This is a genomic window from Pseudomonas sp. WOUb67 (genome assembly GCF_050058005.1).
Taxonomy (GTDB): Bacteria; Pseudomonadota; Gammaproteobacteria; order Pseudomonadales; family Pseudomonadaceae; genus Aquipseudomonas; species Aquipseudomonas putida_R.
In genome coordinates, this window is record NZ_CP170112.1 from 5,607,290 (window position 1) to 5,631,884 (window position 24,595).

Genomic DNA, 24,595 nt, shown 5'->3' on the forward strand with positions numbered 1-24,595 from the left:
CGCCAATTTCAAGGTCGCTTACATTGACTTTTTCGGAGTAAGCAGCAGCGGCATAAGTGCATGCCAACTGTCGCCATTATCGAAACTTACTGTCCCGTTAACGGTGTACTGCTTGTTTTCTTCCAGGGTGTTATAAACAGCAACACTCAACCACTGCTGTATCCGCTTATTACTATGTTCGCCAGCAGTGACAGCCACCCGATTACGTAATACCGCACCGCTTTCAATGGCCAACGTGAAGGGCTGGCCTGGCGCAGCGAAAGGCCAGAGCAGCGCCCCGGATACCTCGAGCATTGCACCGTTCGAGGTGAGCTTGGAGCGCCGAAGTTCGCCGTTGGTTTCCGCTTGCAGGCACTTGATATTGATATCGATAACCAGCGGCTGGACACGCAAGTCCACAGCGGCGGAAGGCGCCGAGCGCACTCCATCAGCACCGACAATGTGGTAGAACACGGTGAAACGCCTGCTGTTATCCGCACCGGGTTGATGCATGTTCGCGGCGACAACGCCGGGATCGATCTTGAACCGTCGACCGCCTGCTTCCACAGGTGTGTCGGTAACCTGCTTCCCGTTTTTCTCGTAACCGTCCCAATGAACTTCAAAGTGCTCGCCTGGGCGCAAAGGGATATCAGGCACTGTTACATACGCCCCGAGAATTGCGCTGTCTGCCAATAGCTTTTGCGTGCCCGGAGTATCCGCTTCGGCACGCTCGATGGCCGGTGCTGCAAGGCTGCGTGCCGTTTCGAACTCGACGTCCAGGCTATCGGAAGTCAAGGCATGCCCCGCACGCGCAAACTGGTAAAACACCTGATGGTCACCCGCTACCAGCAGGCTGGCGTCAACCCGGAAGACAGTCTCATCGCCTTGCAGGCTGCTCGCATCCATGCGTGCAAACTGCACCACAGGCTCGATCCGGGCCGGGCTTTTCCAGTGCAGCAGCACGTAGTCACCCACTTGAATACCTGGATAAGAAGGTACGCGAACAGTGACGCCATTGGGGAACTTGCCAGGGTCAAGCGGTGTACCCGTAAAACCATCGACTTCGGCTTCGGGTAACAGGTCGACAGGGCTCGGCGCCCTTGCTACCGCCACATCCTGCACCGGCGATTCAATTTTCTCGCCATTGCCGGCCAGTGTAATGGTGTACTGGAACTCCACCCGCCCATCCTGCACGCGAATGAAATGCGATTTGGCAACTTGCCACTGCAGGGGCTCGGACAGGTTGGCCTCGGTCACCTCGTAAACTTCGCTTGCCGGGGGCGTTACTTCGACGCCTGTAGCATTGAACTTGCGCGCCACCAGTTCAATACTGTCGCCAACCTGCATGGCTCGATAGCGTGGCGCAAACAGGCGCACGCCTTCAGTGTCCAGATCCGAAGCAACAATCACACGGTCATGCGACTCACGTGCCTGCGCCACCGATAAGGTTTCGGCAACGCCACTACGGTCGCGCAAACCCAGGTAACACATGACACGCATTGAATCCGGCGTGCTCTCTGCGGCGTCATCAACTTTATAAGATAAAAAGGCCCACCCACCGTCGAAGGGTTCAACAAAACGATTAGTGACGCGTGCCGACATCGTTTTTGTAGTGTCGTAATCTGCAGGCACCTCAACCATCGCATCAAGTTCATCAAAAGGGGTGCCGTCTGCAGCGATGCCGCGCCAGACCGGAAAGATATGTTGACCAAACTTGATATCCGCCCCCGTGATGACAAATTCCAGGTCTGCACCCTTCATGTTCTTGACATCAATTTCACCCCACGCGTTTTGCGTCGGGATTTCAGGGGCAGGGTTGTGCGGGGACTGTTCAGCCCCGTATTTCACTGAGCGGTTGGGCGCCATGAACATACTCCTAGCGGGTTCAAGATGCCCTTAGTTTTACGGCGCACTGCCGCGACTGGCTACTGGCAGAAATAACAGGTAGCACTCGCCCGTCCGGCACGCGGGCACCTGATAAATCTACCAGGTGACAACACCGATAAAACATGCAACCGCATCGAACCCAACGCCCGGTACTTCAGCACACCTGTTAATTCTGACAGGTGTCACAGCATGGCAACTTGCATAAGCTCCGAACAGACAACACACCGCTATTTGCCCAGTAATCCAGACCAATTCTTCTCATGTCTGTTCAAATAACCCGAACAGGGAGCCCTGAAAAATGAAGCACTTACAATCCCGCCGCCTCAGCCTCACAACGGCCATTAAACAGGCCATGCTGGCTGCGCCTATGCTTTTAATGGGTGCGGCCACCTTTGCAGCCACCACAACCGATTCAACTCACGCCGATCCAACGCCCATCCTCGCCCTGTACCAGACAGTGGATAACAACTCCGAACCTGCTTGCGGGCTGGAACTACCGGAAACAGGCAGCGGCACTACCGTGAAACTGCTACCTAAACAACAATGCCCGGAAGACGCCAGAGAGCCTCACTCCATTCGCATTCGAAACGTGCCGATCAAATCGACATTTCTGCTCACTGATAACGAGCGCTGTGAAAAAGCCAACAGCGCCTGGGTCGAACTTGACACGAGCCGCGCCAACGCTTCGCTGGAAAAACTGGGCATCGACAAGATCTGGACCTACGCGGGCAGCCCGGAAAAGCCGGGTTACCTGACCAACAGCGGCCTCGATAGCAATGCACCAAGCCGTGGTTTCCGGATCATCGGTAAAGGCAACCCGATCAAGCAGGGGGAACTCGCCTGCATCGTGGTCACCATGGCCCCGCGGAGCAATTGATCATGGCCAATTCTTCCGGGGTACACAGCAACGCCACCAACTTCCAGAGCTTCGTGCAGAACCATGTCGACCAGCGTACCGGCCAGTACAACCTGGCCATTGACTTGCAAGTGCCGGCCGGCAACGACCTGACCGGCCCCGGCCTACCCTTGCGCCTGTCGTACAGCCCGTTCAACAACGAGGACTCAGGCTTCGGTACTGGTTGGCAGCTGGCAATGACCCGATACGTGCCCGCCACTCGAATGCTTACCCTGCACACGGGGGAAAGCTACAAAGTGACAGGTACCGGCCGGCAACCCACTATTCGCGAAAAGAAAGTTCACAGCTTTCACTTTTACGACGATGGCGAGAACGGCAAAGGCCCGTACCGTGTAGAGCACAAGTCCGGTCTTGTTGAAATACTTACCCTGCACGACGTGGTCAACCCCATCGCCCTGCCCGCCACGGTCAGGGCGCCCTCCGGCCACGGGATAACGCTCAGCTACGTCCCTGAAAACCGCCGGCTGGAAAAGATCGTTGATGACAATGGCACGCTGCTGCTGGAGTTGAAGTACACCGACAGCAGGGTCACCATCGATACGCACCCAGGCGCCGGGGCCGACAAACAGCCATTTCTGCGCTACATGCTGGAGATGAGAAACCGGGCATTGGTGGAGGTAAAACTACCACCCGAAGTGGGGGGCAACTGGCGCTTCGGCTACACCACCGCCCGGGGCCTGACCTGCCTTGCAAAAGTGTCCACGCCTTCAGGCGCCGTGGAGGAGGTGCGCTATGGCGAGAACGACGACCCGGGCCACCTGCTGCCCGGCACGCGACCTCAACGCGTGTTGCCACGGGTAACCACCCATGAAGTCAAACCCCGCGCCGACCAGCCACCGCTGAAAACCACCTACACCTACACGCACTTCGATGAGGAAAACAGCATCGAGGTGGCGCACAGCTTTGTCGGCAGCAACAGCAACGTCAGCTGGCGCGACGACGGCGAGGACAACCTGTACCGGGCGCAATCCAGCTACCGCTACAGCGTCACCGCGCATTACTGGAAAGCGGGCAAGGTCGCGCGCAAACAGACACAAACGTTCAACCGCTACCACCTGCTGACCAAGCAAACGCTTGAAGAAGATGGCCATATCGAAGAGACCGAAACTCTCTTCCATGAACGCCCTGGCAACAGTTTCGACGATCAACCGCGCTACTTCCAACTGCCCAAAACCATCACCAAACGCTGGAAGCTGCGCGGTGACGCCAGCAAATTGCACGTGGAAACCGCCACCACCCTGTATGACGATTACGGAAACGTCACCGAAGAGCATGCCCCCACGGGTGTACGCGTCACCTACGAGTACTACGACAAGGATGGCGAGAAGGATGGCGATACCTGGGCCTGCCCGCCCGACCCGCAAGGCTTTGTGCGCAACGTCAAATGCAAGACGGTCTACCCCGTGCAGGATCAGCCCGGCGATGCCCCCGTCCAACGCACCCGGCTGACCTACAAGGCCTACCCGGCGCTGGCCAGCCTTGGCCAAGCGAGCGAATGGCTTGCACCTTGCGCAGAACAGGTGCTGCAAGTGTTCGATGCCGGGCAGCCCGGTGAGCGCGAACAACTGCTGATAAAGGTGGAGCGGGCCTACCTGAACATGCCTGACAATGCCTTCCTGCACGGCCGCCCGGACCACCAGGTGACCACCCGCTACGGTGAAGACAGCAGCAACCCGGTACGCCGGGCCATTGAAAGCCGCAGTTCACGTGTCGAATGGGAATACCGCAAGGCCGTCGACAAGGACCATGGCCTTGAGTACTGGACCGATGAAACGGTGTCCGGCTTCGACCTGGTGCAGAAGACCACCAGCATGGCCGTGTCTGGCCTGCATGGCCAGAGCGTGTACGAAGAAGATGACACCGGCAACAGCATTCGCCGCCGCTACGACCCGCTCGCCCGCCTGGTAGAAGAAACCGTTGCGCCAGGCCAGGGTGTGGACGAGGCCAAGGTAATCCATGCCTACGGGCTGGTCACCCACCCTGAAGAAGGCGCTGCCGGGCTGGCCTCGCAGGTGGTCACAGGCAGCACGGGCGTGAGCACCTTCATTACCTTCGATGGCTGCAGCCGGGTGGTGACCGAAGAGCGCGAAACGCTAGCCCCGGGTACCGCGCCGGGTGCTGAACATTCGCGGCAGCGTAACGTGGTTGCGCAGCGCAAGTACGATGAACTGGGCCAACTGAGCGAAGAAACCGCCTTCGACTACTACGACGGCAAGACCCTGACGCTGACCTCCACCTTCGAATACGATGCGTGGAGCCGGCTGTGCAAGACCACCTTGCCGAACGGCGCTACGCAGCACAGCGAATACTCGCCATTTGGCGAAGCCGGCGACGTCGTTACCCGCTGGGTCGAAACACCAGACAAACCTGGTGTTCGCCAGCAGCAGCAGGTTACCGAGAGCAATCGCTTCGACAAACTGTCGAGTCAGTACCGCCTGGACGACGCAGGCCAGACCGTTGGCCGCCATGACTTAAGCTACGACGGCCTTGGCCGCTGCATCAGCGAAGAACACACCTTCAAACGAAACGACAGGCCGATCAGCCGAACCAGCAAGTACACTTACGACGCCGAAGGCCGCGTGACCCGTACCGAACGGCCCGACCAGTCGGCAGTGCTCAGCCAGTTCGCGCTGCACAGTGCAGCCCCATTGGCCGAACAACTGCTGGTCGAGCGGCGCAAAGGTGTTGAACCCACCCTTGCCTGGCAACGGGATTACGATGGCCTCGACCGGTTGAAGTCGCTCAAGGCGGGTTTGCAAGATGAAACCTACACCTACAAGCGCAACACCTCGCTGGTAGAAACCCGCACCACTGCGCAGCGCACCTTTAAGTACCACTACCGCCCCACGCGCTCCGCCCAACCCAACCAGATCGACGTTGACGCGGTAAAGAGCACGACGTTCGATTACGACACCAAAACCTCGGCCATCAGCACGGCCAGCGACGCACAAGGCGAGCACACCTATACCTACACCGATCAAGGCTACCTGTGCAAAACCGAATGGGAGGGCCATGACGCCAATAGCCACCACTGTGTCTACCGCAATTCGTTGCAGGGCCTGCCATGGGGCTACACCGAAAGTGGCGGCGCAGAGGTGACCCACGACTACAACGAGCTGGGCCAGTTGACAGAGACCAGCCAAGGTAACCTGGCGGCCACGTTCGAATACGACACGCTCGGGCGGCTCTGGAAAACCACGACCCAGGACCTGGCCAACAAACAGGTACTGTTGTGCGAGCAGACTTACGACGAACTTGGCCGAGAGAAAAACCGCGAACAAACGCTCACCCGGCAAGATGGCTCCACCCTCACCCAAAGCATCGCGCTGGAGTGGCAGGAAGATGACCAGCTGCGCACCCGCACCCTCACCCGTGACAACCAACAAGTGTTGCTGGAAACCTTCGACTACGATGCGCTCGACCGGCTGGAGCAACACACCTGTCAAGGCACCACACTGCCGCGCAACGCTGCTGGCCGGGCTATCAAGAATCAGTTTTTCGTCTACGACGAGCTGAACAACCTCACTGAGTGCTACACCGATTTTGCCGATGGCGCATCTGACGAGGCCTTTTACACCTACGACGGCTTCATCCTGAAACTGGCGGAGCACTCCCTGCAACCCGATTATCCGGCCCGCCAGGCGTTCGAGCACGATGCCGAAGGCAACCTGCTGAACGACGAACAAGGCAACACGCTGGTGTACGACGACCATGGTCGCTTGAGCGAGGTACAACGGGCCAGCGATGGGCAACCCCTGTACCGCTACCGCTATGACGGCCACAACGACCTGATCGGCGTACGCCATGAGCAAAACCCGGAAGTGTTACGCCGTTACCAGGGCTACCGGGTAAGCAGTACACGCGATGCCGACTTGCTCACCGAGTACCTGTACGCAGGCGACCGCCCTCTGGGGTTGCAACGCCCGGCTCAAACTGCAGACAACCGGCTGTACGCGACCGACGCGGCAAACAGCGTGGTGGGTGAATGCAGCAGTGATGAACTGCACGATAACGCGTACACAGCCTATGGCGACTCACCGGACAACGACCAACTGGTGGGCATGCTCGGCTTCAATGGCGAAGCCCGCGAACGGGCCTTGGGCTGGTCGCTGCTGGGGCGCGGCTACCGTGCCTACAACCCTGGGCTGATGCGCTTCCACAGCCCGGACACGGCGGCACCAGAAGATGCCGGTATCAACCCGTATGTGTACTGCGGCGGCAACCCGGTCAACTGGCGCGACCCAAGCGGCCACTACGGCATGCGGCACAGCATGGAGGCGCCGTACGTACCGCCCAAACCATTAAAGGCCAAGGCCGATTGGCGATCCTGGCTTGGGGTGGCGCTGGGTGCTGTGTTTGCAGTGGTCAGCTTCATGTTCCTGCCGCCGGTAGGCCTGACCATGGCCTTCGCGTTTGGCGCAGCCAGCCTTGCCATTGACGTGGCCGCTACGGCGGTTTCTGTGGGGGCACTGGTGACAGGGAGCGCTGCGGCCAGTGACTGGGCGTTCTGGCTGGGGATTGCCAGCGCGCTGAGTACGTTGGGGATCATGGGGTATAGCCGGCTGGGGGCGAAGGGAGTGGGTAAAGCCGCCAGTGTTGGCACTCAGACGGTTACGGAGACAACCAGTATTGGAGTAGGTACTGCCAGACGATCCATAGCGGGAAGTTCAGTAGCCAGGGGAGTCAAACGGGGCGGAGGCCCAATATCAACGCGCGCTGCGAAAATCGCAAAAATTGAAACCATAGGTGACACATCGTCCAGTTTCAAACCCTCTAATACTTGGGAGCTGGATTGGGACGTTATGCCACCAGGCAAGAAAGGCGTATTGAAAAATAACCCCGCATTTGAAGACGACACCGTCAGCCTCCAACCCCCCGGCCCAAGCACCAATATGGAAGAAATTACGATATCACCAGTTCCACCTTCCCCATCTAAACCGGCGACTATTGACTGGAGCGGAAGTGCGCTCGGCGCAGTAAAGGAGGGAACACTTCACTGGCCAGGCCGAACCAACTACAGATACCTCCCGCCTAAGAATCCGAAGTTTATCTAAAAGAACATTAGACAAAAACTTAAACCAGGCATAAGGACAACCCACGAGAGGGTGCCCTTATGCCTGTGAATAAAAAATAAGCTGCAGTATTTTCTGATTGTTTATCAGTTTTTTCCTACATGACTTTACCGTGCGCACTCGTATTCTCCCGACCAAATAGCTCTTCGTACACATGATTACTATGAGTCGCCACGGCCAATGGACGGCATAAACAAACGGTGCTTAACATGCTCAGTCTCATTCAGCATCGACATAAGTTCATGCTTTGTCATTTTTTTTGGGGTCTGCCCATCGCGGGTTGCGGCGTATTTTTTTTAATTGCTGATCAGGCCCAAGGGGAAGAACGCCCCCTGCAATTCAACCCCAACTTCATGCGCCAAACGCCAGGCCAGTCCAGCGACGCCAGCGTAGCCGCCCTGAGCACCCTGGCCGCTGAAGCCTCCCTGGCGCCCGGCCGCTACCGGGTTGAAGTGCTGGTCAACCTGGCCCCGGCGGGCAAGCACGAAATCGACTTCCGTGAGCGCAGCGACGGCAAGGGCCTGGAGCCCTGCCTCAGCGCCAGCCTGCTGCGCGAACTGGGCCTGCGTGAACAGGGCCTGGCCGAGCCACTGCCCAGCGACGAGCGCTGCGTCGACCTGCCCGCGCTGGTGCCCGATGCCACCTACGACCTGGACCCCGGCCAACTCCAGCTGGCGCTGTCCATCCCGCAGATCGCCCTGCGCCGCGATGTGGCTGGCAGCGTTGCACCCGAGCGCTGGGACAACGGCATCAATGCCGCTTTCGTCAGCTACCAGGCCTCTGCGCAGCATTTCAGCGGCAAAACCGGCACCTCCAATAGCAGCCAGGACCTTAACCTCAATGGCGGGGTCAACCTGGGCGGCTGGCGCCTGCGCAGCAGCCAGAGCTGGCGCGACGACGGAGAAGGCCAGGACTGGGTGCACTTCAACACCTACGCCCAGCACGACCTGCCCGGGAAATGGGGCACGCTGACCCTGGGCGAAACTTTCAGCAGTGGCGATGTGTTCCGCAGCCTGCCCATCAAAGGAGTACAGCTGGCCACCGACATGGGCATGCTGCCCGACGTGATGCAAAGCTACGCGCCGGTGATCCGCGGCGTGGCCCAGAGCCGGGCCAAGCTTGAGGTATTGCAGAACGGCTACCCGATCTACTCCACCTACGTTGCCGCCGGCCCTTACGAGATCAACGACCTGGGCATTGGCGGCAGCGGCGACCTGGAAATCGTCCTCACCGAGGCCGATGGCCAGGTGCGCCGTTTCATCCAGCCCTACTCCACCCTCAGCAACCTGCTGCGCGAAGGCGTGTGGCGCTACAACCTGGTAGCCGGGCGCTATGACGGCGCCGACGGCATCGACGACCCCGCACTGTGGCAAGCCACCCTGGCCCGCGGCGGCCAGTGGGGCACCACACTGTATGGCGGGCTGCTGGGCAGCGAGTACTACGATGCCGCCAACCTTGGTATCGCACGCGACTTCGGCACCCTTGGCGCAGTGTCGCTGGACGTGACCCAGGCCCGTACCGACCTGGGCGCGCAAGGCGGCCAGGTTCAAGGGCAGAGTTACTCCGTGCGCTACGGTAAGGCCTTCCAGACCGGCACCAGCCTGCGCTTCGCCGGCTACCGCTACTCCACCGAAGGCTATCGCGAGTTCGACGAAGCCGTGCAGCAGCGCAACGCCTCCAGCCGCTACCAGGGCAACCGCCGCAGCCGCCTGGAAAGCTCGATCTACCAAGCGTTCGGCAACCGCAACTCACTGAGCCTGACCCTGTCACAGGACGATTACTGGCACACCAACCGCCAGCGGCGTCAGTACCAGTTCCAGTTCAATACCCAGTACCGCCGGGTCAGCATCAACCTGTACGCCTCGCAGTCATTAAGCGACGACAGCGGCAGCGACCGTATCGTTGGCCTCGGGGTCACTATCCCGCTGGGCTGGGGCACATCGACGAATGCAAGTTTCGATGTGCAGGAAAGCAATGGCCACTTCAGCGAACGCGCCACCTTGAACGGCGGTTCACAGGACAACCGCCTGAGCTACCTGGCATCGCTGGCCAACGACGAACAGCAGCGCAAGACCGCCTCGGCGTCAATGGGTTACCAGACGCAGAAGGTGAACGTAGGCGCCGGCTACACCGAAGCGGATGATTACCGCAGCGTCTCGGTCAATGCCAGTGGCGCGGTGTTGGCGCATGCCGGCGGCATCGTGCTGGGGCAATACCTGGGCGAGACCACTGCGCTGGTGCATGTGCCCGACGTGCCCGGCGTAGGCGTCGACAACGTACCCGGCGGCAGCACCGACAGCAGCGGCTACATCCTTGCCCCGCACATGCGCCCCTACCGGGTCAACCAGGTCACCCTGCAAACCGACCAGCTCGGCCCGGATGTGGAAATCGAAAACGGTGCCACCCAGGTTGTCCCACGCCGAGGCGCAGTCGCCCTGGCAACCTTCAAGGCGCGCCAGGTCAGCCGCCTGATCCTGACCCTGCAACATGCCGACGGCCGCCCACTGCCCTTTGGTACCCAGGTCAATGACCAGCAGGGCAACCACCTGGCGGTAGTGGGCCAGGCAGGCCAGGCACTGATTGCTACAGAGGCCCAGGCACAAACCCTGGAGGCGCGCTGGGGCGACCGCACCGAACAGCGCTGCCTGTTGAAAATCGACCCGGCAACCATGCCAGAAGAGCAAGGCTACCAGCTGCAGACCTTGCGCTGCCCTACCCCATGACCCAGCCCGTGCGACGATGCCGCATGCTTGCAACAGGAACCGACCATGCCCCATTTTTCGCGTTATTTCATCGGCCTCGCCGCTGCGGCGACGATGATGACACTGTCAAGCCAGGCCCATGCACTGGGATGCGAATGGCCAACCACCACCGGGCCGCTACAGTTCACACACAACCTCGGCGGCATGAAGTGGGTGGCGCGCGATGCACCCGTGGGTAGCAAGATCTACTCAGCCACCTCCACTGGCGTACTGGGCCCCGGCTTTGCCTTGAAGTGCGACAACGACGGGTCACTAAGCCTGTCCGCCATCATGGGGACGCCATTATCTGTCGCCCCCGGCACCTTCCCCCGCGTCGACGGGAAGGATGTGACGGGCAAAGTGCTACAAACCACCATCCCGGGCGTAGGCCTGTATCTGGAGCTGGGCGGTTTCCTCAACGCAACATCCAGCAATTCGTTCCAGGCAAATGACGGCGGTATCGGCGCCGTTCCCTATGTGGGTGAAAACCGCAGGGACATGAGGCCCACGTCCCTGGAAATGACCAATCTCACCATCAAGTACATGGCCTTGATCAAGACCGGCCCCATTCCGGCCGGCATGAGTTCATTCAACCAGGAGGTCGTCAGGGGTGTTGTCAGCGATGTAGGGGATGCCGTAAGACTGACCCTGGGCGGGCAAGTCCAGCAGGCCCAGTGCACGCTCAGGGCCGATGCCGTCAGTGCCAACCCGGTACAACTTGGCACCCACGACATTGCCGACTTCACAGGCCAGGGCAGCACCAGCAACCCGGTTGATTTCTACGTCACCCTCAACGACTGCGAGGACGACCCCGCCGGCAGCGTTGCCCGTGCGTTCATGCGCCTGGACGGCGTGGACGGCTCGGTGCCGGTGGACCGTGACCTGGGGTTGTTCACCCTGACCACGGACTCGAGCGCCAGCGGCATCGGTATCCAGGTGATGCGCAGCGACAATACCCCACTGAAGCTCGAAGAGTTCGTGGATATGATGCCCCTTACCCCCGGCATCACGCGCCTTGATCTTCGTGCCCGGTATTACCAGACCGAAGCAACGGTGAAGCCCGGCGAAGCCAAAGGCGCATTGAACTTCACCATCGAATACCGCTAAGGAACCTGGCCATGGCCTGACAGCCATGGCCAGGCTTTTTCGCAGGCAAAAAAAACGCACCAAAGGAATTTTAGAATTCCTTGGTGCGTTTTGTATTGGAGCGGGAAACGAGACTCGAACTCGCGACCCCGACCTTGGCAAGGTCGTGCTCTACCAACTGAGCTATTCCCGCATTTGAAACTTTTACAACCTACTACACCGTCATGAACGCCATAGTTTTAGAAACTGGAGCGGGAAACGAGACTCGAACTCGCGACCCCGACCTTGGCAAGGTCGTGCTCTACCAACTGAGCTATTCCCGCAAATGGCGTCCCCTAGGGGACTCGAACCCCTGTTACCGCCGTGAAAGGGCGGTGTCCTAGGCCACTAGACGAAGGGGACACACAACACTTTTCAGTGCACCAGACTTGAACCTCACGGTTCACCCTGGATTTTCTTTTCCTGCCGCGCCGTTAAGCGTTGCCGGAGAAACTGGAGCGGGAAACGAGACTCGAACTCGCGACCCCGACCTTGGCAAGGTCGTGCTCTACCAACTGAGCTATTCCCGCAATATGGCGTCCCCTAGGGGACTCGAACCCCTGTTACCGCCGTGAAAGGGCGGTGTCCTAGGCCACTAGACGAAGGGGACACGCTGCTGGCATTACTGCCTGCTTTCACTCCCTGCCGCGTTTCGCTGTGTGCTTTACGCTGCAAGTGGCGCGCATTCTATGGATGCTTCGAAGGTGCGTCAACCCCTTTGTAGAAATTTATTTAAATCAATGACTTCCGGGTGGGTTGGGGTGCAGATGCGGGCCGGGGTGTCGATATAGAAAGAAGCAATCCTGCACTGGCCTCTTCGCGGCTAAAGCCGCTCCCACAGGGACCGCGCCGCTCTCAGGCCTGTGCAGTACCTGTGGGAGCGGCTTTAGCCGCGAAAGGGCCGGCACAGATATATAGCCGCTGTTCGCCCCTTGGCAAACTCACTACACTCAAAGCTGTAATTCTTCTTCAATGAGGCATTAACGGTGACACCACTTCTGATCACCCTGCTCATCGTGGCGGGCATCGCGTTGCTGATCGTGATCGGCTACCTCAACAATGTGGTCGAAAACGGCAAGATCGAACGCGTCCGGACGCGGATCGAGCTGGCCGACCGCCTGCGCCGCTGTGGCGAAATCACCGAGACCTTCCCCGGCCAGTTCATGACCCCGGCCCTTAAACTGCTGCTGACCCGCCTGGAACTGAACCTTAATCAGCGCCAGCTGGCGGTGGACAAGCACAATGCCGAACTCAAGGCGCGTATCGCCGAGCTGGAAGGGCTGATCGCTCTGGGCGACAAGATACCGGTGAACAACCCGCCCAACCCGATCCACACCGAGGTCAAGGCCAAGGACGTGCGCTTCTTGCTGGAGGCCATGCACAACCAGGTCACCCGTGCTGCCCAGGAAGGCTTTTTACCGGCTGCCGAAGCCAAGCACTGGGTGAAGGAGATCCGCCACATCCTGGTGTTGCTGCATATCGAGTTCTTCAACAACCTCGGCCAGCAGGCCCTGCAGAAGAACCAGCCGGGGCAGGCACGTCTGGCGTTCGAGCGCGGCGTGCAATACCTGCGCAAGCAGCCGGAGCCTAAAGTGTATGAAGAGCAGCTGACGTATCTGGAGAAGCTGCTGGCCCGGGCCAATGCCCAGGTACTGGACCGCATGTCACCGGCGGAAGACGAGCACAACGAATTGACCGACGGGCTCAAGACCGATGAGGAAGAGACCTGGAAGAAGAAGGTGATCTACGACTGATGCATTAACCTGTGCCGGCCTCTTCGCAGCACAAGGCTGCTCCTACAGGGATTGCACCAAGCCTGAGAGCAGTGCAATCCCTGTAGGAGCAGCCTTGTGCTGCGAAGAGGCCGATACAGGCCACAACAATCAGCAGTCAGTCAGCTCAAGGAAGATCGCCACCAACCGTTCCAGCCCCACCTGGTCCGCCTCGCTGAACCGCCCAACCTTCGGGCTGTCCAGGTCCAGCACACCAATCAGCCTGCCCTCCTTCACCAACGGGATCACCAGCTCGCTGTTGGACGCACTGTCACAGGCAATGTGCCCCGGGAACGCATGCACGTCCTCTACCCGCTGGGTCTGCCGCGTTGCCGCCGCCGCTCCGCACACGCCCCTGCTGAACGGAATACGCACGCATGCCACCTGGCCCTGAAACGGGCCCAGTACCAGTTCTTCGTTGCGGTTGAGGTAGAATCCGGCCCAGTTCAGGTCATCCACCTGGTTGTACAGAAACGCCGAAAACTGCGCGGCGTTGGCGATGAAATCACGCTCGTCGGCGAACAGCGCCTGCACTTGCGCCGCCAGCAGGTTGTAGCCATCGAGGCCGGCGCCACTGGCATTGAGGTCGATCATTTACTTTTGCTCCAGCAATTGCAGCCCGACCCAGTAGCGGGCGAACTGATAGGCACAACGGCCATTACGGTTACCGCGGCCGGTGGCCCAGCGCACGGCGAGGATGTCGAGTTGCTCGTCACGCTGCCAGACCAGGCCCGCGGGGCCCGCCAGCTGGCCGATCCAGTGCTCGACAACATTCAGGAAGTGGTCCTGGGTAAACGGGTAGAACGACAGCCAAAGGCCAAAACGGTCTGACAGGGCAATCTTGTCTTCGACCGCTTCGCTGGGGTGCAGCTCGCCATCCACGCGCTTCCAGTTCTCGTTGTCGCTCTCTTTCTCCGGCACCAGGTGGCGGCGGTTGGAGGTGGCGTACAGCAGCACGTTGTCCGGTGCCTGCTCCAGCGAGCCATCAAGCACGCTCTTGAGCACCCGGTAGTCGCCCTCCCCGGCTTCGAACGACAGGTCGTCACAGAACAGGATGAAGCGTTGCGGCAGCCTCTGCAGCTGCTCGACCACCCGTGGCAGGTCGGCCAGGTGGTCACGTTCGATTTCGATCAGGCGCAGGCCGGCACCGGCATGCTCGGCCAGCAACGCACGCACCAGCGACGATTTGCCGGTACCGCGCGAGCCCCACAGCAGGGCGTGGTTGGCCGGCAGGCCGTTGATGAACTGATGGGTGTTGCGGCCCAGCTGGTCGCGCTGCTGGTCGACGCCGATCAGGTCGGTCAGGCGGATGTCCAGGCTGACTTCCAGCGGCAGCAGGTAGCCGCTGCGGCCATCGCGCTGCCAGCGGGCGGCCAGGGTGGTACCCCAGTCGATGTTCGGGCGTTGTGCCGGCAGCAAGGGTTCGAGGCGCGCCAGTACCGATTCGGCGCGGTCCAGGAAAGCAATCAAGCGAGCGTCCATCAAGGCTCCTGCAAATTCAGATTCGTGGCTGCTGTACCGGCCTCTTCGCGGCTAAAGCCGCTCCCACAGGGACCGCACCAGGCCAGAGGGCGGCGCGGTACCTGTGGGAGCGGCTTTAGCCGCGAAGAGGCCGGCACAGCCAGTTGAGCAATCAAGGCTGAATGTGTGACAGGCCCACCAGTAGCCGGGGTTGATCGGCTATGCTTGCGCAGCGCAAGGGACGTGAAACCGGCTCGGGACTCATGGATATCAAGTTCACCAATCGCCTGTCATACAAGCAAGCCCGGCTGACAGTCCTGGTCGGCTTCATCCTGGGAACATTGCTCAGTCTCATCCAGATCGGCATCGATTATGCCAGCGAAGACGCGTCCATCAACCGTGAAGTGCGTGCCTTGCTGCAAATCAGCCACAACCCGGCCTCGCGCATCGCCTACAACATCGACTCGGAACTGGCGCTGGAGCTGACACGCGGCCTGTTGCAGTCGCCGGCCGTCATCCGTGCACGGCTGATCGACAACAACGAAACCGTGCTGGCCGACGTCGAGCGGCCCAGGCTGCAAGACCGCTATCGGCCGCTGAGCGACTTCCTGTTCGGCGAGCAGCGCCAGTTCAAGGACCGTCTGTACCTGACCCACATGCCCGAGGAATACCTCGGCACCCTGTACCTGGACGTCGACACCTTTGCCTTCGGCAGCCGCTTTCTCGACCGTGCCGGCATCACCCTGCTCAACGGTTTCGCCCGCAGCCTGGTGCTGACCGGCATCCTGCTGGCGCTGTTCTACATGATGCTGACCAAACCGCTGGTCACGGTGATCGGTGCGCTCAGCGGCAGCGACCCGCGCAAACCCCGGCAAACCCGCCTGGACTGCCCACACGGCCACGAACACGACGAAATCGGCGTGCTGGTGAAGGTCGCCAACCAGCAGTTCGTCAGCATGGCCACCGAGATCGAGCAGCGGCGTACCGCAGAAAACCGCCTTACCCAGTACCTGAACGAACTGGAAGACATCGTTTCGGCACGCACCAACGAGCTGAAGGCCAGCAACAGCAGCCTGAGCCTGTCCAACCAGGAGTTGGAAGAAGCGCGCCGCCGTGCGCTGGACATGGCCCAGGCGCGCGCTGCCTTTTTGGCCAACATGAGCCACGAAATCCGCACCCCGCTCAACGGCATGCTTGGCATGATCGCCCTGGCCCTGGACAGCCCGCTGCCCAGCGAGCAGCGCCAGCAACTGGCGATTGCCCACGACTCGGGCAAAGTGCTGGTGGAGCTGCTGAACGATATCCTCGACCTGTCCAAGTTCGATGCCGGCCAACTGGAGCTGGAACGCATCCCGTTCGACATGGGCTCGATGGTGGAAGACACCGCCAACCTGCTGTCGCAGAACACCGCGCAAAGCGTGGAGCTGACCTGCCTGATTGCCCGCGACTTCCCCAGCAGTGTGCTCGGTGACCCCACGCGGGTGCGGCAGATTGTCAGCAACCTGCTGTCCAACGCGTTGAAATTCACCCGTTTCGGCCGTGTCGATGTACGCCTGGTGAGCATCGTCGGCGGCGTACGCCTGGAGGTGCGCGACACCGGCATCGGCATACCCGAAGAGGCCCAGGCGCGGATCTTCCAGCCGTTCACCCAGGCCGGTGCCGGCATTACCCGCCAGTACGGCGGCACCGGCCTGGGCCTAGCCCTGACGCGCAACCTGTGCAAGGCCATGCAAGGCCATTTGCACATTCGCTCCGAAGCGGGCTTTGGCAGCTGCTTCAGTGCCGAGCTGCCGCTGGCCGAGCACACCGAAGCCATTGCCCCGGTGCCGCTGCACGGGCGCGTAGCCGCCCTGAGCGCTGCAGGCAGCGGGCTTAATGAACTGTTGCAGGGCCTGCTGCCCGCCTGGGGCCTGGCCTACCGGCGGCATGACAGCAGCGCGACGCTGAACGCCACGGCGATGGACCTGCTGATTACCGACGACGTGGACCGCCTGTTCGACCTGCGCCAAACGCTTAAAACGCCCATCTTGCTGGTGACCGCCTACGGCAACTTCCTGCCCAGCGAGCAGTCGGCCGCCCTCGCCCCACTCCATCAGCTGGCCCGGCCGCTGGCGCGCAATGCCCTGTACCAGACACTGCGCCGCACCCTGCAAGGCTTTGATCCCGAGCACCCGCTGGCCAGCCCGGCCCTCACCCTGGAGGCAGGCCGTGCGCGGATTCTGCTGGTGGAAGACAACCCGGTGAACCAATTGGTGGCCAAGGGCATGCTGGCCAAGCTCGGCTGCCAGGTGCAACTGGCGACCCAAGGCGCCGAGGCCCTGGAGCTGCTGGAGCGGGATGACTTCGACCTGGTGCTGATGGACTGCAACATGCCGGTGATGGACGGCTACGAAGCCAGCCGGCGCATCCGCCAGAGCGGCCGCTGGCCCGAGCTGCCGATCGTCGCCCTCACCGCCAACGCCATGCCCGAGGAGCGCGAACGCTGCCGGGCAGCGGGCATGAACGACTACCTGGCCAAGCCGTTCCGCCGCGAAGAGCTACTGGCGCTGGTCGACCACTGGGTGCCGCTCAACGGCTGAGCAGGCGCTCGATGTCTGCTTCCAGGGCCTGTGGCTTGGTGGTGGGGGCATAACGCGTCACCTGGCCGCTGGCCGGGTCGACCAGGAACTTGGTGAAATTCCACTTGATCTTCTGGCTGCCCAGAATGCCCGGTGCGCGCTGCTTGAGCTCGACGAACAGCGGGTGGGCGCCCGGGCCGTTGACTTCGACCTTGCGAAACAGCGGGAAGCTCACGCCGAAGTTGCGCTCGCAGAACTGCGCAATGTCCCGCGCATCACCCGGTTCCTGCTTGCCGAACTGGTTGCACGGGAAGCCCAGCACCACCAGGCCACGCTCGTGGTAGGCCTGCCACAGTTGCTCCAGGCCCTTGTACTGTGGGGTAAAGCCGCACTGGCTGGCGGTATTGACCACCAACAATGCCTTGCCCGGGAAATCGCCGAGCTTCTTGTGCTCGCCGCCCAGGGTCACGCAGGGGATGTCCAGCATCGATCCAGCCATGGTCGGGCTCCGGTCAGTCGCGCGGGCGCAAGTCGATGCACACCGAGTTGATACAGTAGCGCAGGCCAGTCGGTGGCGGGCCATCGGGGAACACATGCCCCAAGTGCGCGTCGCAGCGGGCGCACGTGACCTCGGTGCGGATCATGCCGTGGGAGGTGTCACGGATCTCGATCATCGCGCTGTCTTCAATCGGCGCGTAGAAGCTCGGCCAGCCGCAGCCCGAATCAAACTTGGTCTGCGCATCGAACAGTTTCGAGCTGCAGCAGATGCAGTGGTAGATACCATCGCGGCGCTCGCTGTTGTACTTGCCGCTGAACGGCCGCTCGGTGCCTTTGAGGCGGCATACCTGGTACTGCTCGGGGTCGAGCATCGACCGCCATTCATCCAGGGTTTTTTCGATCTTTTTCATGTGGAAACCTCGGCAGGCTGAATTTCACCCCGCACCGTCTTTTCCGGGGCGCGGGTGGCACGTATATTAGTTGGCTTCGTGTGCCAGGCGTTCAGTCTGGCACCCGCTTCCTGCCGTTTCAAACCTTTCGGCGTGGGTTGCGCGTTTTCTCATATCGGGATCCCATCATGCAGTTCAGCAAATCGAACAAGCTCGCCAATGTCTGCTATGACATTCGCGGCCCAGTGCTCAAGCACGCCAAGCGCCTGGAAGAGGAAGGCCACCGCATCCTCAAGCTGAACATCGGCAACCCGGCGCCGTTTGGCTTCGAGGCGCCCGATGAAATCCTCCAGGATGTGATCCGCAACCTGCCTACCGCCCAGGGCTACAGCGACTCCAAAGGCCTGTTCAGCGCACGCAAGGCTGTCATGCAGTATTGCCAGCAGAAGGAAATCGAAGGCGTCACCATCGAGGACATCTACCTCGGTAACGGCGTGTCCGAGCTGATTGTCATGTCGATGCAGGCGCTGCTGAACAACGGCGACGAAGTGCTGATCCCGGCCCCCGACTACCCGCTGTGGACTGCCGCCGTGAGCCTGGCCGGCGGCAAGCCGGTGCACTACCTGTGCGACGAGCAGGCCGACTGGTTCCCCGACCTTGAAGACATCAAGGCCAAGATCACCCCGAACACCAAGGCCCTGGTGATCATCAACCCGAACAACCCGACCGGCGCGGTGTACTCCAAGGAGCTGCTGCTGGGCATGCTGGAGCTGGCCCGCCAGCACAACCTGGTGGTGTTCTCCGACGAGATCTACGACAAGATCCTGTACGACGAAGCCGTGCACATCAGCACCGCTTCGCTGGCGCCCGACCTGCTGTGCCTGACCTTCAACGGCCTGTCCAAGTCGTACCGGGTGGCGGGCTTCCGTTCCGGCTGGCTGATCATCTCCGGGCCCAAGCACCACGCGCTAAGCTACATCGAAGGCATCGACATGCTGGCCAACATGCGCCTGTGCGCCAACGTGCCGGCCCAGCATGCCATCCAGACCGCACTGGGCGGCTACCAGAGCATCAACGACCTGGTGCTGCCGCCAGGCCGCCTGCTGGAGCAGCGCAACCGCACCTACGAGCTGCTCAACGACATCCCGGGCGTAAGCTGCGTAAAGCCGATGGGTGCGCTGTATGCGTTCCCGCGCATCGACCCGAAAGTGTGCCCGATCCTCAACGACGAGAAGTTCGCGCTGGACCTGCTGCTGTCCGAGAAGCTGCTGATCGTGCAAGGTACGGCGTTCAACTGGCCGTGGCCGGACCACTTCCGCGTGGTGACCTTGCCGCGGGTGGACGACCTGGAAGCGGCGATTGGCCGCATCGGCAATTTCCTGCGGACGTATTCGCAGTAAATGATGGCCTCTTCGCAGCACAAGGCTGCTCCTACAGGTGTACGCGTTCTGCTGTAGGAGCAGCCTTGTGCTGCGAATGGGCTGCAAAGCAGCCCCTCGCACTCTCACAGGGTGTTTCTTACATCCTGCAACGCTCTATCCCACAGCCCCCGCGTCATCCTCTGCCATACTCCGCCGTACACAGTTTGAAATAGTCGCACGATTGAATCGACGCGACGGGCCCCTTATATACCCCGCAGTAAGCGACAATTCATCCGTCAGGAGAACGTAACAACCATGATGCGCATTCTGTTGTTTGTGGCCACCAACCTTGCGGTGGTGCTGGTTGCAAGCATTACCTTGAGCCTGTTCGGTTTCAACGGGTTCATGGCCGCCAACGGGGTCGACCTGAACCTCAGCAGCCTGCTGGTGTTCTGCGCCGTGTTCGGCTTTGCCGGCTCCCTCGTCTCGCTGTTCATCTCCAAGTGGATGGCGAAGATGAGCACCGGTACCCAGATCATCAGCCAGCCGCGCACCCGCCACGAGCAGTGGCTGCTGCAAACGGTCGAAGAGCTGTCCCGTGAAGCGGGCATCAAAATGCCCGAGGTGGGTATCTTCCCGGCGTACGAGGCCAACGCCTTCGCCACCGGCTGGAACCGCAACGACGCGCTGGTAGCCGTGTCCCAGGGCCTGCTGGAGCGTTTCTCGCCCGATGAAGTGCGGGCGGTGCTGGCCCACGAAATCGGCCACGTGGCCAACGGTGACATGGTCACCCTGGCGCTGGTGCAGGGCGTGGTGAACACCTTCGTGATGTTCTTTGCCCGCATCATCGGCAACTTCGTCGACAAGGTCATCTTCAAGAACGAAGAGGGCCAGGGCATTGCCTACTACGTAGCGACCATCGTTGCCGAGCTGATCCTGGGCATCCTGGCCAGCATGATCGTGATGTGGTTCTCGCGCCGCCGCGAGTACCGCGCCGACGAAGCCGGCGCGCAACTGGCCGGCACCTCGGCCATGATCGGCGCCCTGCAGCGCCTGCGCGTGGAACAAGGCCTGCCGGTGCACATGCCCGACACCATGAAAGCCTTTGGCATCAACGGCGGCCTCAAGCACGGCCTGGCCGGGCTGCTGATGAGCCACCCGCCACTGGAAGACCGTATCGAGGCCCTTCGCCGCCGCGGTTGATCCATCGGGTAATACCGAAAGGGCGACTTCGGTCGCCCTTTTTTGTGCATGCCCTGCGCAATGGTCCGGACATGCACAACCAACTGTAGGAGCAGCCTTGCGCTGCGAAGACGCCCTTGGCGCCACAGACCGTCTTCAGACATGACGGCCCTTTCGCAGCACAAGGCTGCTCCTACACAGATCGGTGTTTACCCGAACCATCACCGGCTAACCCGGTACACCCGCTCCAACAGGCTGGAGGCTCCGGCCTGCAAAAACTTCGGGCTTTCCTGAATAAGCTCTGCAACCTCAAGCTCATCCACCTGCCACCCGGCAAACCCCTGCCGCACCTCTTCATCCCCTACCGAAAACGGCGGCCCGGCCAACAGTGACTGGTCATAATCCAGTGTCACCAGCAACCCCCGACACCTCGCCGGTAGCAATGCCGACAACAGCTGCATGTAAGCCGCACGCATCGGCGGCGGAAGCGCAATCAGCGCCGCCCGGTCATAAAGCGCCGCGCACTCACCGATATCTTCTGCCCGCAATGCAAAGAAATCACCGCACCACAGCTCGACTTCGCCACTGCGCCACACCTCGAAAGCACCCCGCTGCGAAACCTCGGCCTCAAGCCCATGCTCACAGAAGAAGCGCTCCACTGCATGGCGCGACAGTTCCACGCCCAACACGCGGTACCCCTGCCCGGCCAGCCAGGCCAGGTCCAGGCTTTTGCCGCACAGCGGCACCAGCACGCGACTGCCAGGCGCCAGGCCCAGTGCCGGCCAGTGCGCCTGCAAGTACGGATTGACCTGCCCCTGGTGAAAGCCGATCTGGTTGTCGGCCCACCGCTTGTGCCAGAACGCTGGCTCCATGGTTGCTCCTTGTTTATCGAGTAAACCGATAGAAAACGCGTAAAACTTGCGATGGATATCGATCAGTTTCTGATCGAAGATGAGTGCATCTTAACCTTCAGGACCTTGCCATGCTGCCCAGCCTGTTCATTTCCCATGGTTCCCCCATGCTCGCCCTGCACCCGGGTGCCAGCGGGCCGGCCTTGGCCGGGCTGGCCAACAGCCTGCCACGCCCCAAGGCAATCGTGGTGGTGTCGGCGCACTGGGAAAGCCGTGATCTACTGGTGACCAGTAGCGCACAGCCAGAAACCTGGCACGACTTCTACGGTTTTCCACCGGCCTTGTATGCGGTGCAGTACCCGGCGCCGGGCGAGCCTTCCCTGGCAGGCCAAGTAAGCGATCTGTTGAAGGCTGCGGGGCTGCCAGCCCGGCTGGACGCTCAGCGACCGTTCGACCACGGCGCCTGGGTGCCGCTGTCGCTGATGTACCCGGAGGCGAGCATTCCGGTGGTGCAGGTTTCCCTGCCCAGCCACATGGGGCCTGCGCTGCAGGTGAAGGTGGGCCAGGCGCTGGCAGGGCTGCGCGCCGAGGGTGTTCTGCTGACAGGTTCGGGCAGCATCACCCATAACCTCGGGGAACTGGACTGGCATGCCGGGCCGGATGTGATCGAGCCGTGGGCGCTGGCGTTCAGGGATTGGGTGGTGGAGCGGCTGAAGGAGGATGACCAGGCGGCATTGCTGGATTACCGGAAGCAGGCGCCGTTTGCGGTGCGTAACCACCCCAGTGATGAGCATTTACTGCCGCTGTTCTTTGCCCTGGGGGCCGGGGGCAAGTTTGGGGTAGTGCATCAGGGGTTTACCCTGGGTGCGCTGGGGATGGACATTTATCGGTTCGACTGACGGGCCCTATCGCCGGCAAGCCAGCTCCCACAGGGAACCCACAATATTCACCTCTGTTGTATTCCTGTGGGAGCTGGCTTGCCGGCGATGAGGCCCTCACAGGCAAAAAAAATCCCCGACTCAGGCCGGGGATTTTTTTATTGCGCCAGGATCAATCCTCGCGGTAGCGACGCAGCTTCAGCTGCTTGCCAGCCACGCGGGTGTCCTTGAGCTTGGACAGCAGCTTCTCGAGGCCATCTTCCGGCAGCTCGACCAGGCTGAAGCTGTCGCGTACCTGGATACGGCCGATGGCGTCACGCGCCAGGCCACCCTCGTTGAGGATCGCACCCAGCAGGTTCTTGGCAGCGATACCGTCACGGGCACCCAGGGCGGTACGGCAACGTACGCGGCCTTCGGCCAGTGGCAGCGGCGCACGGCGCTCGCGGTCACCACGGTCAGGACGCTCGCCGCGATCAGGACGCTCGCTACGCTCGCCACGCGGGGCACCAACGCCCGGCACCAGCGGCTGCTCACGCTCTACCGCAGCCAGGTCCAGCGCCTGGCCATTGGTGGCTTTGCGCAGCAGGGCCGAAGCCAGGGCACGCGCGCTGCAACCCAGGTCGGTGGTGAGGCGGTCGAACAGCTCGCCGTGGGTGGCTTCTGCTTCGGCTACCAGCGGCGCCAGGCTCGAGGTCAGCTTCTTGATGCGGGCATCCAGCACGGCCTGGGCATTCGGCAGGCGGGCTTCGGCAACTTTCTGCCCGGTCACACGCTCGATCACCTGCAGCATGCGGCGCTCACGCGGGGTGACCAGCAGCAGCGCACGGCCTTCGCGACCGGCACGGCCAGTACGGCCGATACGGTGCACGTAGGATTCCGGGTCGTACGGCATGTCAACGTTGAACACGTGAGTGATGCGCGGTACGTCCAGACCACGGGCAGCGACGTCGGTGGCGACGACGATGTCCAGGCGGCCATCCTTGAGCGAGTCGATCACGCGCTCACGCTGGTTCTGGGCGATGTCGCCGTTCAGCGCAGCAGCCTTGTAGCCTTTGGCTTCCAGCGCGGCGGCCAGGTCCAGGGTGGCTTGCTTGGTACGCACGAAGGCGATCAGCGCGTCGAACTCTTCCACTTCCAGCAGACGCAGCACAGCCGGGATCTTCTGGTCGGCGTGGACCATCAGGTGGGCCTGGTCGATCGCGGTAACGGTCTGGGTCTTGGTCTGGATCTTGACGTGCTTGGGTTCACGCAGGTGACGTTCGGCGATCGAGCGGATCGACGACGGCAGGGTAGCGGAGAACAGTACGGTCTGACGGGTAGCCGGGATTGCGTCGAAGATCACTTCGAGGTCATCCATGAAGCCCAGCTTCAGCATCTCGTCGGCTTCGTCCAGTACCAGGTACTGCACGGTGGACAGGACTTTTTCGTCACGACGCAGGTGGTCGCACAGACGGCCCGGGGTGGCCACGACGATTTGCGCGCCGTTACGGATTGCACGCAGCTGTGGGCCCATCGGGGCACCACCGTATACGGCAACCACATTTACGCCTGGCATCTGCTTGGCGTAGGTTTCGAAAGCGGTAGCAACTTGCAGCGCCAACTCACGGGTTGGCGCCAGGATCAGGGCTTGCGGTTCGCGCTTGCTCACATCGATCTTGTTGAGGATCGGCAGGGCGAAGGCAGCGGTCTTGCCGGTGCCCGTCTGCGCCTGGCCGATCATGTCGTGACCGGCGAGGATGATCGGGATCGATTGTTGCTGAATGGCGGACGGCTCTTCGTAGCCGGTAGCCACAACAGCAGCAACAATGTTCGGATTAAGATCGAGAGCGGCGAAGCCGCCGGTTTCCTGGGTCATGGGTCTGCCTCTAGGTGCATCCGCAAAGACCCATGCTCCAAAGCTGCACATGCCTTGAAAGACCGTCAGG

The 24,595-nt window shown here is 61.3% G+C and carries 16 protein-coding genes and 5 tRNA genes; 9 read left to right on the plus strand and 12 right to left on the minus strand.

From position 1 onward, the window contains the following. Positions 1–18: 18 nt before the first annotated feature. Positions 19–1,845 carry a hypothetical protein gene (locus tag ABOC32_RS24790; RefSeq protein WP_426809242.1) on the minus strand — a complete coding sequence of 609 codons (1,827 nt, stop codon included), beginning with the start codon at positions 1,843–1,845 and terminating at the stop codon, positions 19–21. 319 nt (positions 1,846–2,164) lie between these two features. Here ABOC32_RS24790 and ABOC32_RS24795 point away from each other — a divergent pair, with 319 nt between their 5' ends. From ABOC32_RS24795 to ABOC32_RS24810, 4 genes are all read left to right on the plus strand, one after another. Continuing rightward, positions 2,165–2,743, plus strand: a complete 579-nt coding sequence (locus tag ABOC32_RS24795; protein WP_426809243.1) for a hypothetical protein — start codon at positions 2,165–2,167, stop codon at positions 2,741–2,743. A gap of 2 nt (positions 2,744–2,745) precedes the next feature. Further along, entirely contained in the window at positions 2,746–7,836 is a 5,091-nt protein-coding gene (locus ABOC32_RS24800; RefSeq protein ID WP_426809244.1) for an RHS repeat domain-containing protein, read from the plus strand. Between the two features lie 260 nt (positions 7,837–8,096). Beyond that, complete coding sequence (locus ABOC32_RS24805; RefSeq protein ID WP_426811657.1) at positions 8,097–10,577, plus strand: fimbria/pilus outer membrane usher protein; 2,481 nt, start codon at positions 8,097–8,099, stop codon at positions 10,575–10,577. Between the two features lie 45 nt (positions 10,578–10,622). Beyond that, positions 10,623–11,702, plus strand: a complete 1,080-nt coding sequence (locus ABOC32_RS24810) for a fimbrial protein (RefSeq protein WP_426809245.1) — start codon at positions 10,623–10,625, stop codon at positions 11,700–11,702. A gap of 96 nt (positions 11,703–11,798) precedes the next feature. Here the strand turns inward: ABOC32_RS24810 and ABOC32_RS24815 are convergent. From ABOC32_RS24815 to ABOC32_RS24835, 5 genes are all read right to left on the minus strand, one after another. Next, positions 11,799–11,874: transfer RNA gene (locus ABOC32_RS24815), tRNA-Gly, on the minus strand. Positions 11,875–11,928: 54 nt separating this feature from the next. Then, positions 11,929–12,004: transfer RNA gene (locus ABOC32_RS24820), tRNA-Gly, on the minus strand. 3 nt (positions 12,005–12,007) lie between these two features. Beyond that, positions 12,008–12,083: transfer RNA gene (locus tag ABOC32_RS24825), tRNA-Glu, on the minus strand. 91 nt (positions 12,084–12,174) lie between these two features. Further along, positions 12,175–12,250 (minus strand) — tRNA-Gly (locus tag ABOC32_RS24830). Positions 12,251–12,254: 4 nt separating this feature from the next. After that, positions 12,255–12,330: transfer RNA gene (locus ABOC32_RS24835), tRNA-Glu, on the minus strand. A gap of 376 nt (positions 12,331–12,706) precedes the next feature. Between ABOC32_RS24835 and ABOC32_RS24840 the strand changes: the two genes are divergently transcribed. Beyond that, the gene (locus tag ABOC32_RS24840; protein WP_426809246.1) at positions 12,707–13,474 is read left to right on the plus strand and encodes a hypothetical protein; all 768 of its coding nucleotides are present in this window, start codon (positions 12,707–12,709) and stop codon (positions 13,472–13,474) included. A gap of 129 nt (positions 13,475–13,603) precedes the next feature. Here ABOC32_RS24840 and ABOC32_RS24845 read toward each other — a convergent pair whose 3' ends face one another. Both ABOC32_RS24845 and ABOC32_RS24850 read right to left on the minus strand, forming a co-directional pair. Continuing rightward, positions 13,604–14,086, minus strand: a complete 483-nt coding sequence (locus tag ABOC32_RS24845) for a GAF domain-containing protein (RefSeq protein WP_426809247.1) — start codon at positions 14,084–14,086, stop codon at positions 13,604–13,606. Beyond that, positions 14,087–14,974, minus strand: coding sequence for an ATP-binding protein (locus ABOC32_RS24850; RefSeq protein ID WP_426809248.1), 888 nt, complete (start codon positions 14,972–14,974; stop codon positions 14,087–14,089). 200 nt (positions 14,975–15,174) lie between these two features. On the opposite strand from ABOC32_RS24850, the gene ABOC32_RS24855 reads away from it, so the two are divergent. Continuing rightward, positions 15,175–17,532, plus strand: coding sequence for a response regulator (locus ABOC32_RS24855; RefSeq protein WP_426809249.1), 2,358 nt, complete (start codon positions 15,175–15,177; stop codon positions 17,530–17,532). On the opposite strand, the gene ABOC32_RS24860 is transcribed toward ABOC32_RS24855, so the two are convergent. Then, the gene (locus ABOC32_RS24860) at positions 17,522–18,010 is read right to left on the minus strand and encodes a glutathione peroxidase (protein WP_016500927.1); all 489 of its coding nucleotides are present in this window, start codon (positions 18,008–18,010) and stop codon (positions 17,522–17,524) included. The two genes, ABOC32_RS24855 and ABOC32_RS24860, sit on opposite strands and share 11 nt — an antisense overlap. Before the next feature lie 13 nt (positions 18,011–18,023). After that, positions 18,024–18,419 (minus strand): peptide-methionine (R)-S-oxide reductase MsrB, encoded by a 396-nt coding sequence (gene msrB, locus ABOC32_RS24865; RefSeq protein WP_063425501.1) that lies wholly within the window; start codon positions 18,417–18,419, stop codon positions 18,024–18,026. A gap of 167 nt (positions 18,420–18,586) precedes the next feature. Here msrB and ABOC32_RS24870 point away from each other — a divergent pair, with 167 nt between their 5' ends. Together ABOC32_RS24870 and htpX are read left to right on the plus strand one after the other, a co-directional pair. Further along, on the plus strand, positions 18,587–19,798 hold the full coding sequence (locus ABOC32_RS24870) for a pyridoxal phosphate-dependent aminotransferase (RefSeq protein WP_043203781.1): 1,212 nt from the start codon (positions 18,587–18,589) through the stop codon (positions 19,796–19,798). A gap of 276 nt (positions 19,799–20,074) precedes the next feature. Then, positions 20,075–20,962 carry a protease HtpX gene (gene htpX, locus ABOC32_RS24875; RefSeq protein ID WP_012271122.1) on the plus strand — a complete coding sequence of 296 codons (888 nt, stop codon included), beginning with the start codon at positions 20,075–20,077 and terminating at the stop codon, positions 20,960–20,962. A gap of 200 nt (positions 20,963–21,162) precedes the next feature. On the opposite strand, the gene ABOC32_RS24880 is transcribed toward htpX, so the two are convergent. After that, complete coding sequence (locus ABOC32_RS24880) at positions 21,163–21,813, minus strand: thiopurine S-methyltransferase (RefSeq protein WP_426809250.1); 651 nt, start codon at positions 21,811–21,813, stop codon at positions 21,163–21,165. Positions 21,814–21,923: 110 nt separating this feature from the next. Between ABOC32_RS24880 and ABOC32_RS24885 the strand changes: the two genes are divergently transcribed. Next, the gene (locus tag ABOC32_RS24885) at positions 21,924–22,691 is read left to right on the plus strand and encodes a DODA-type extradiol aromatic ring-opening family dioxygenase (RefSeq protein WP_426809251.1); all 768 of its coding nucleotides are present in this window, start codon (positions 21,924–21,926) and stop codon (positions 22,689–22,691) included. 151 nt (positions 22,692–22,842) lie between these two features. Here ABOC32_RS24885 and ABOC32_RS24890 read toward each other — a convergent pair whose 3' ends face one another. Next, positions 22,843–24,525, minus strand: coding sequence for a DEAD/DEAH box helicase (locus ABOC32_RS24890; protein WP_016500932.1), 1,683 nt, complete (start codon positions 24,523–24,525; stop codon positions 22,843–22,845). Between the last annotated feature and the right edge of the window lie 70 nt (positions 24,526–24,595).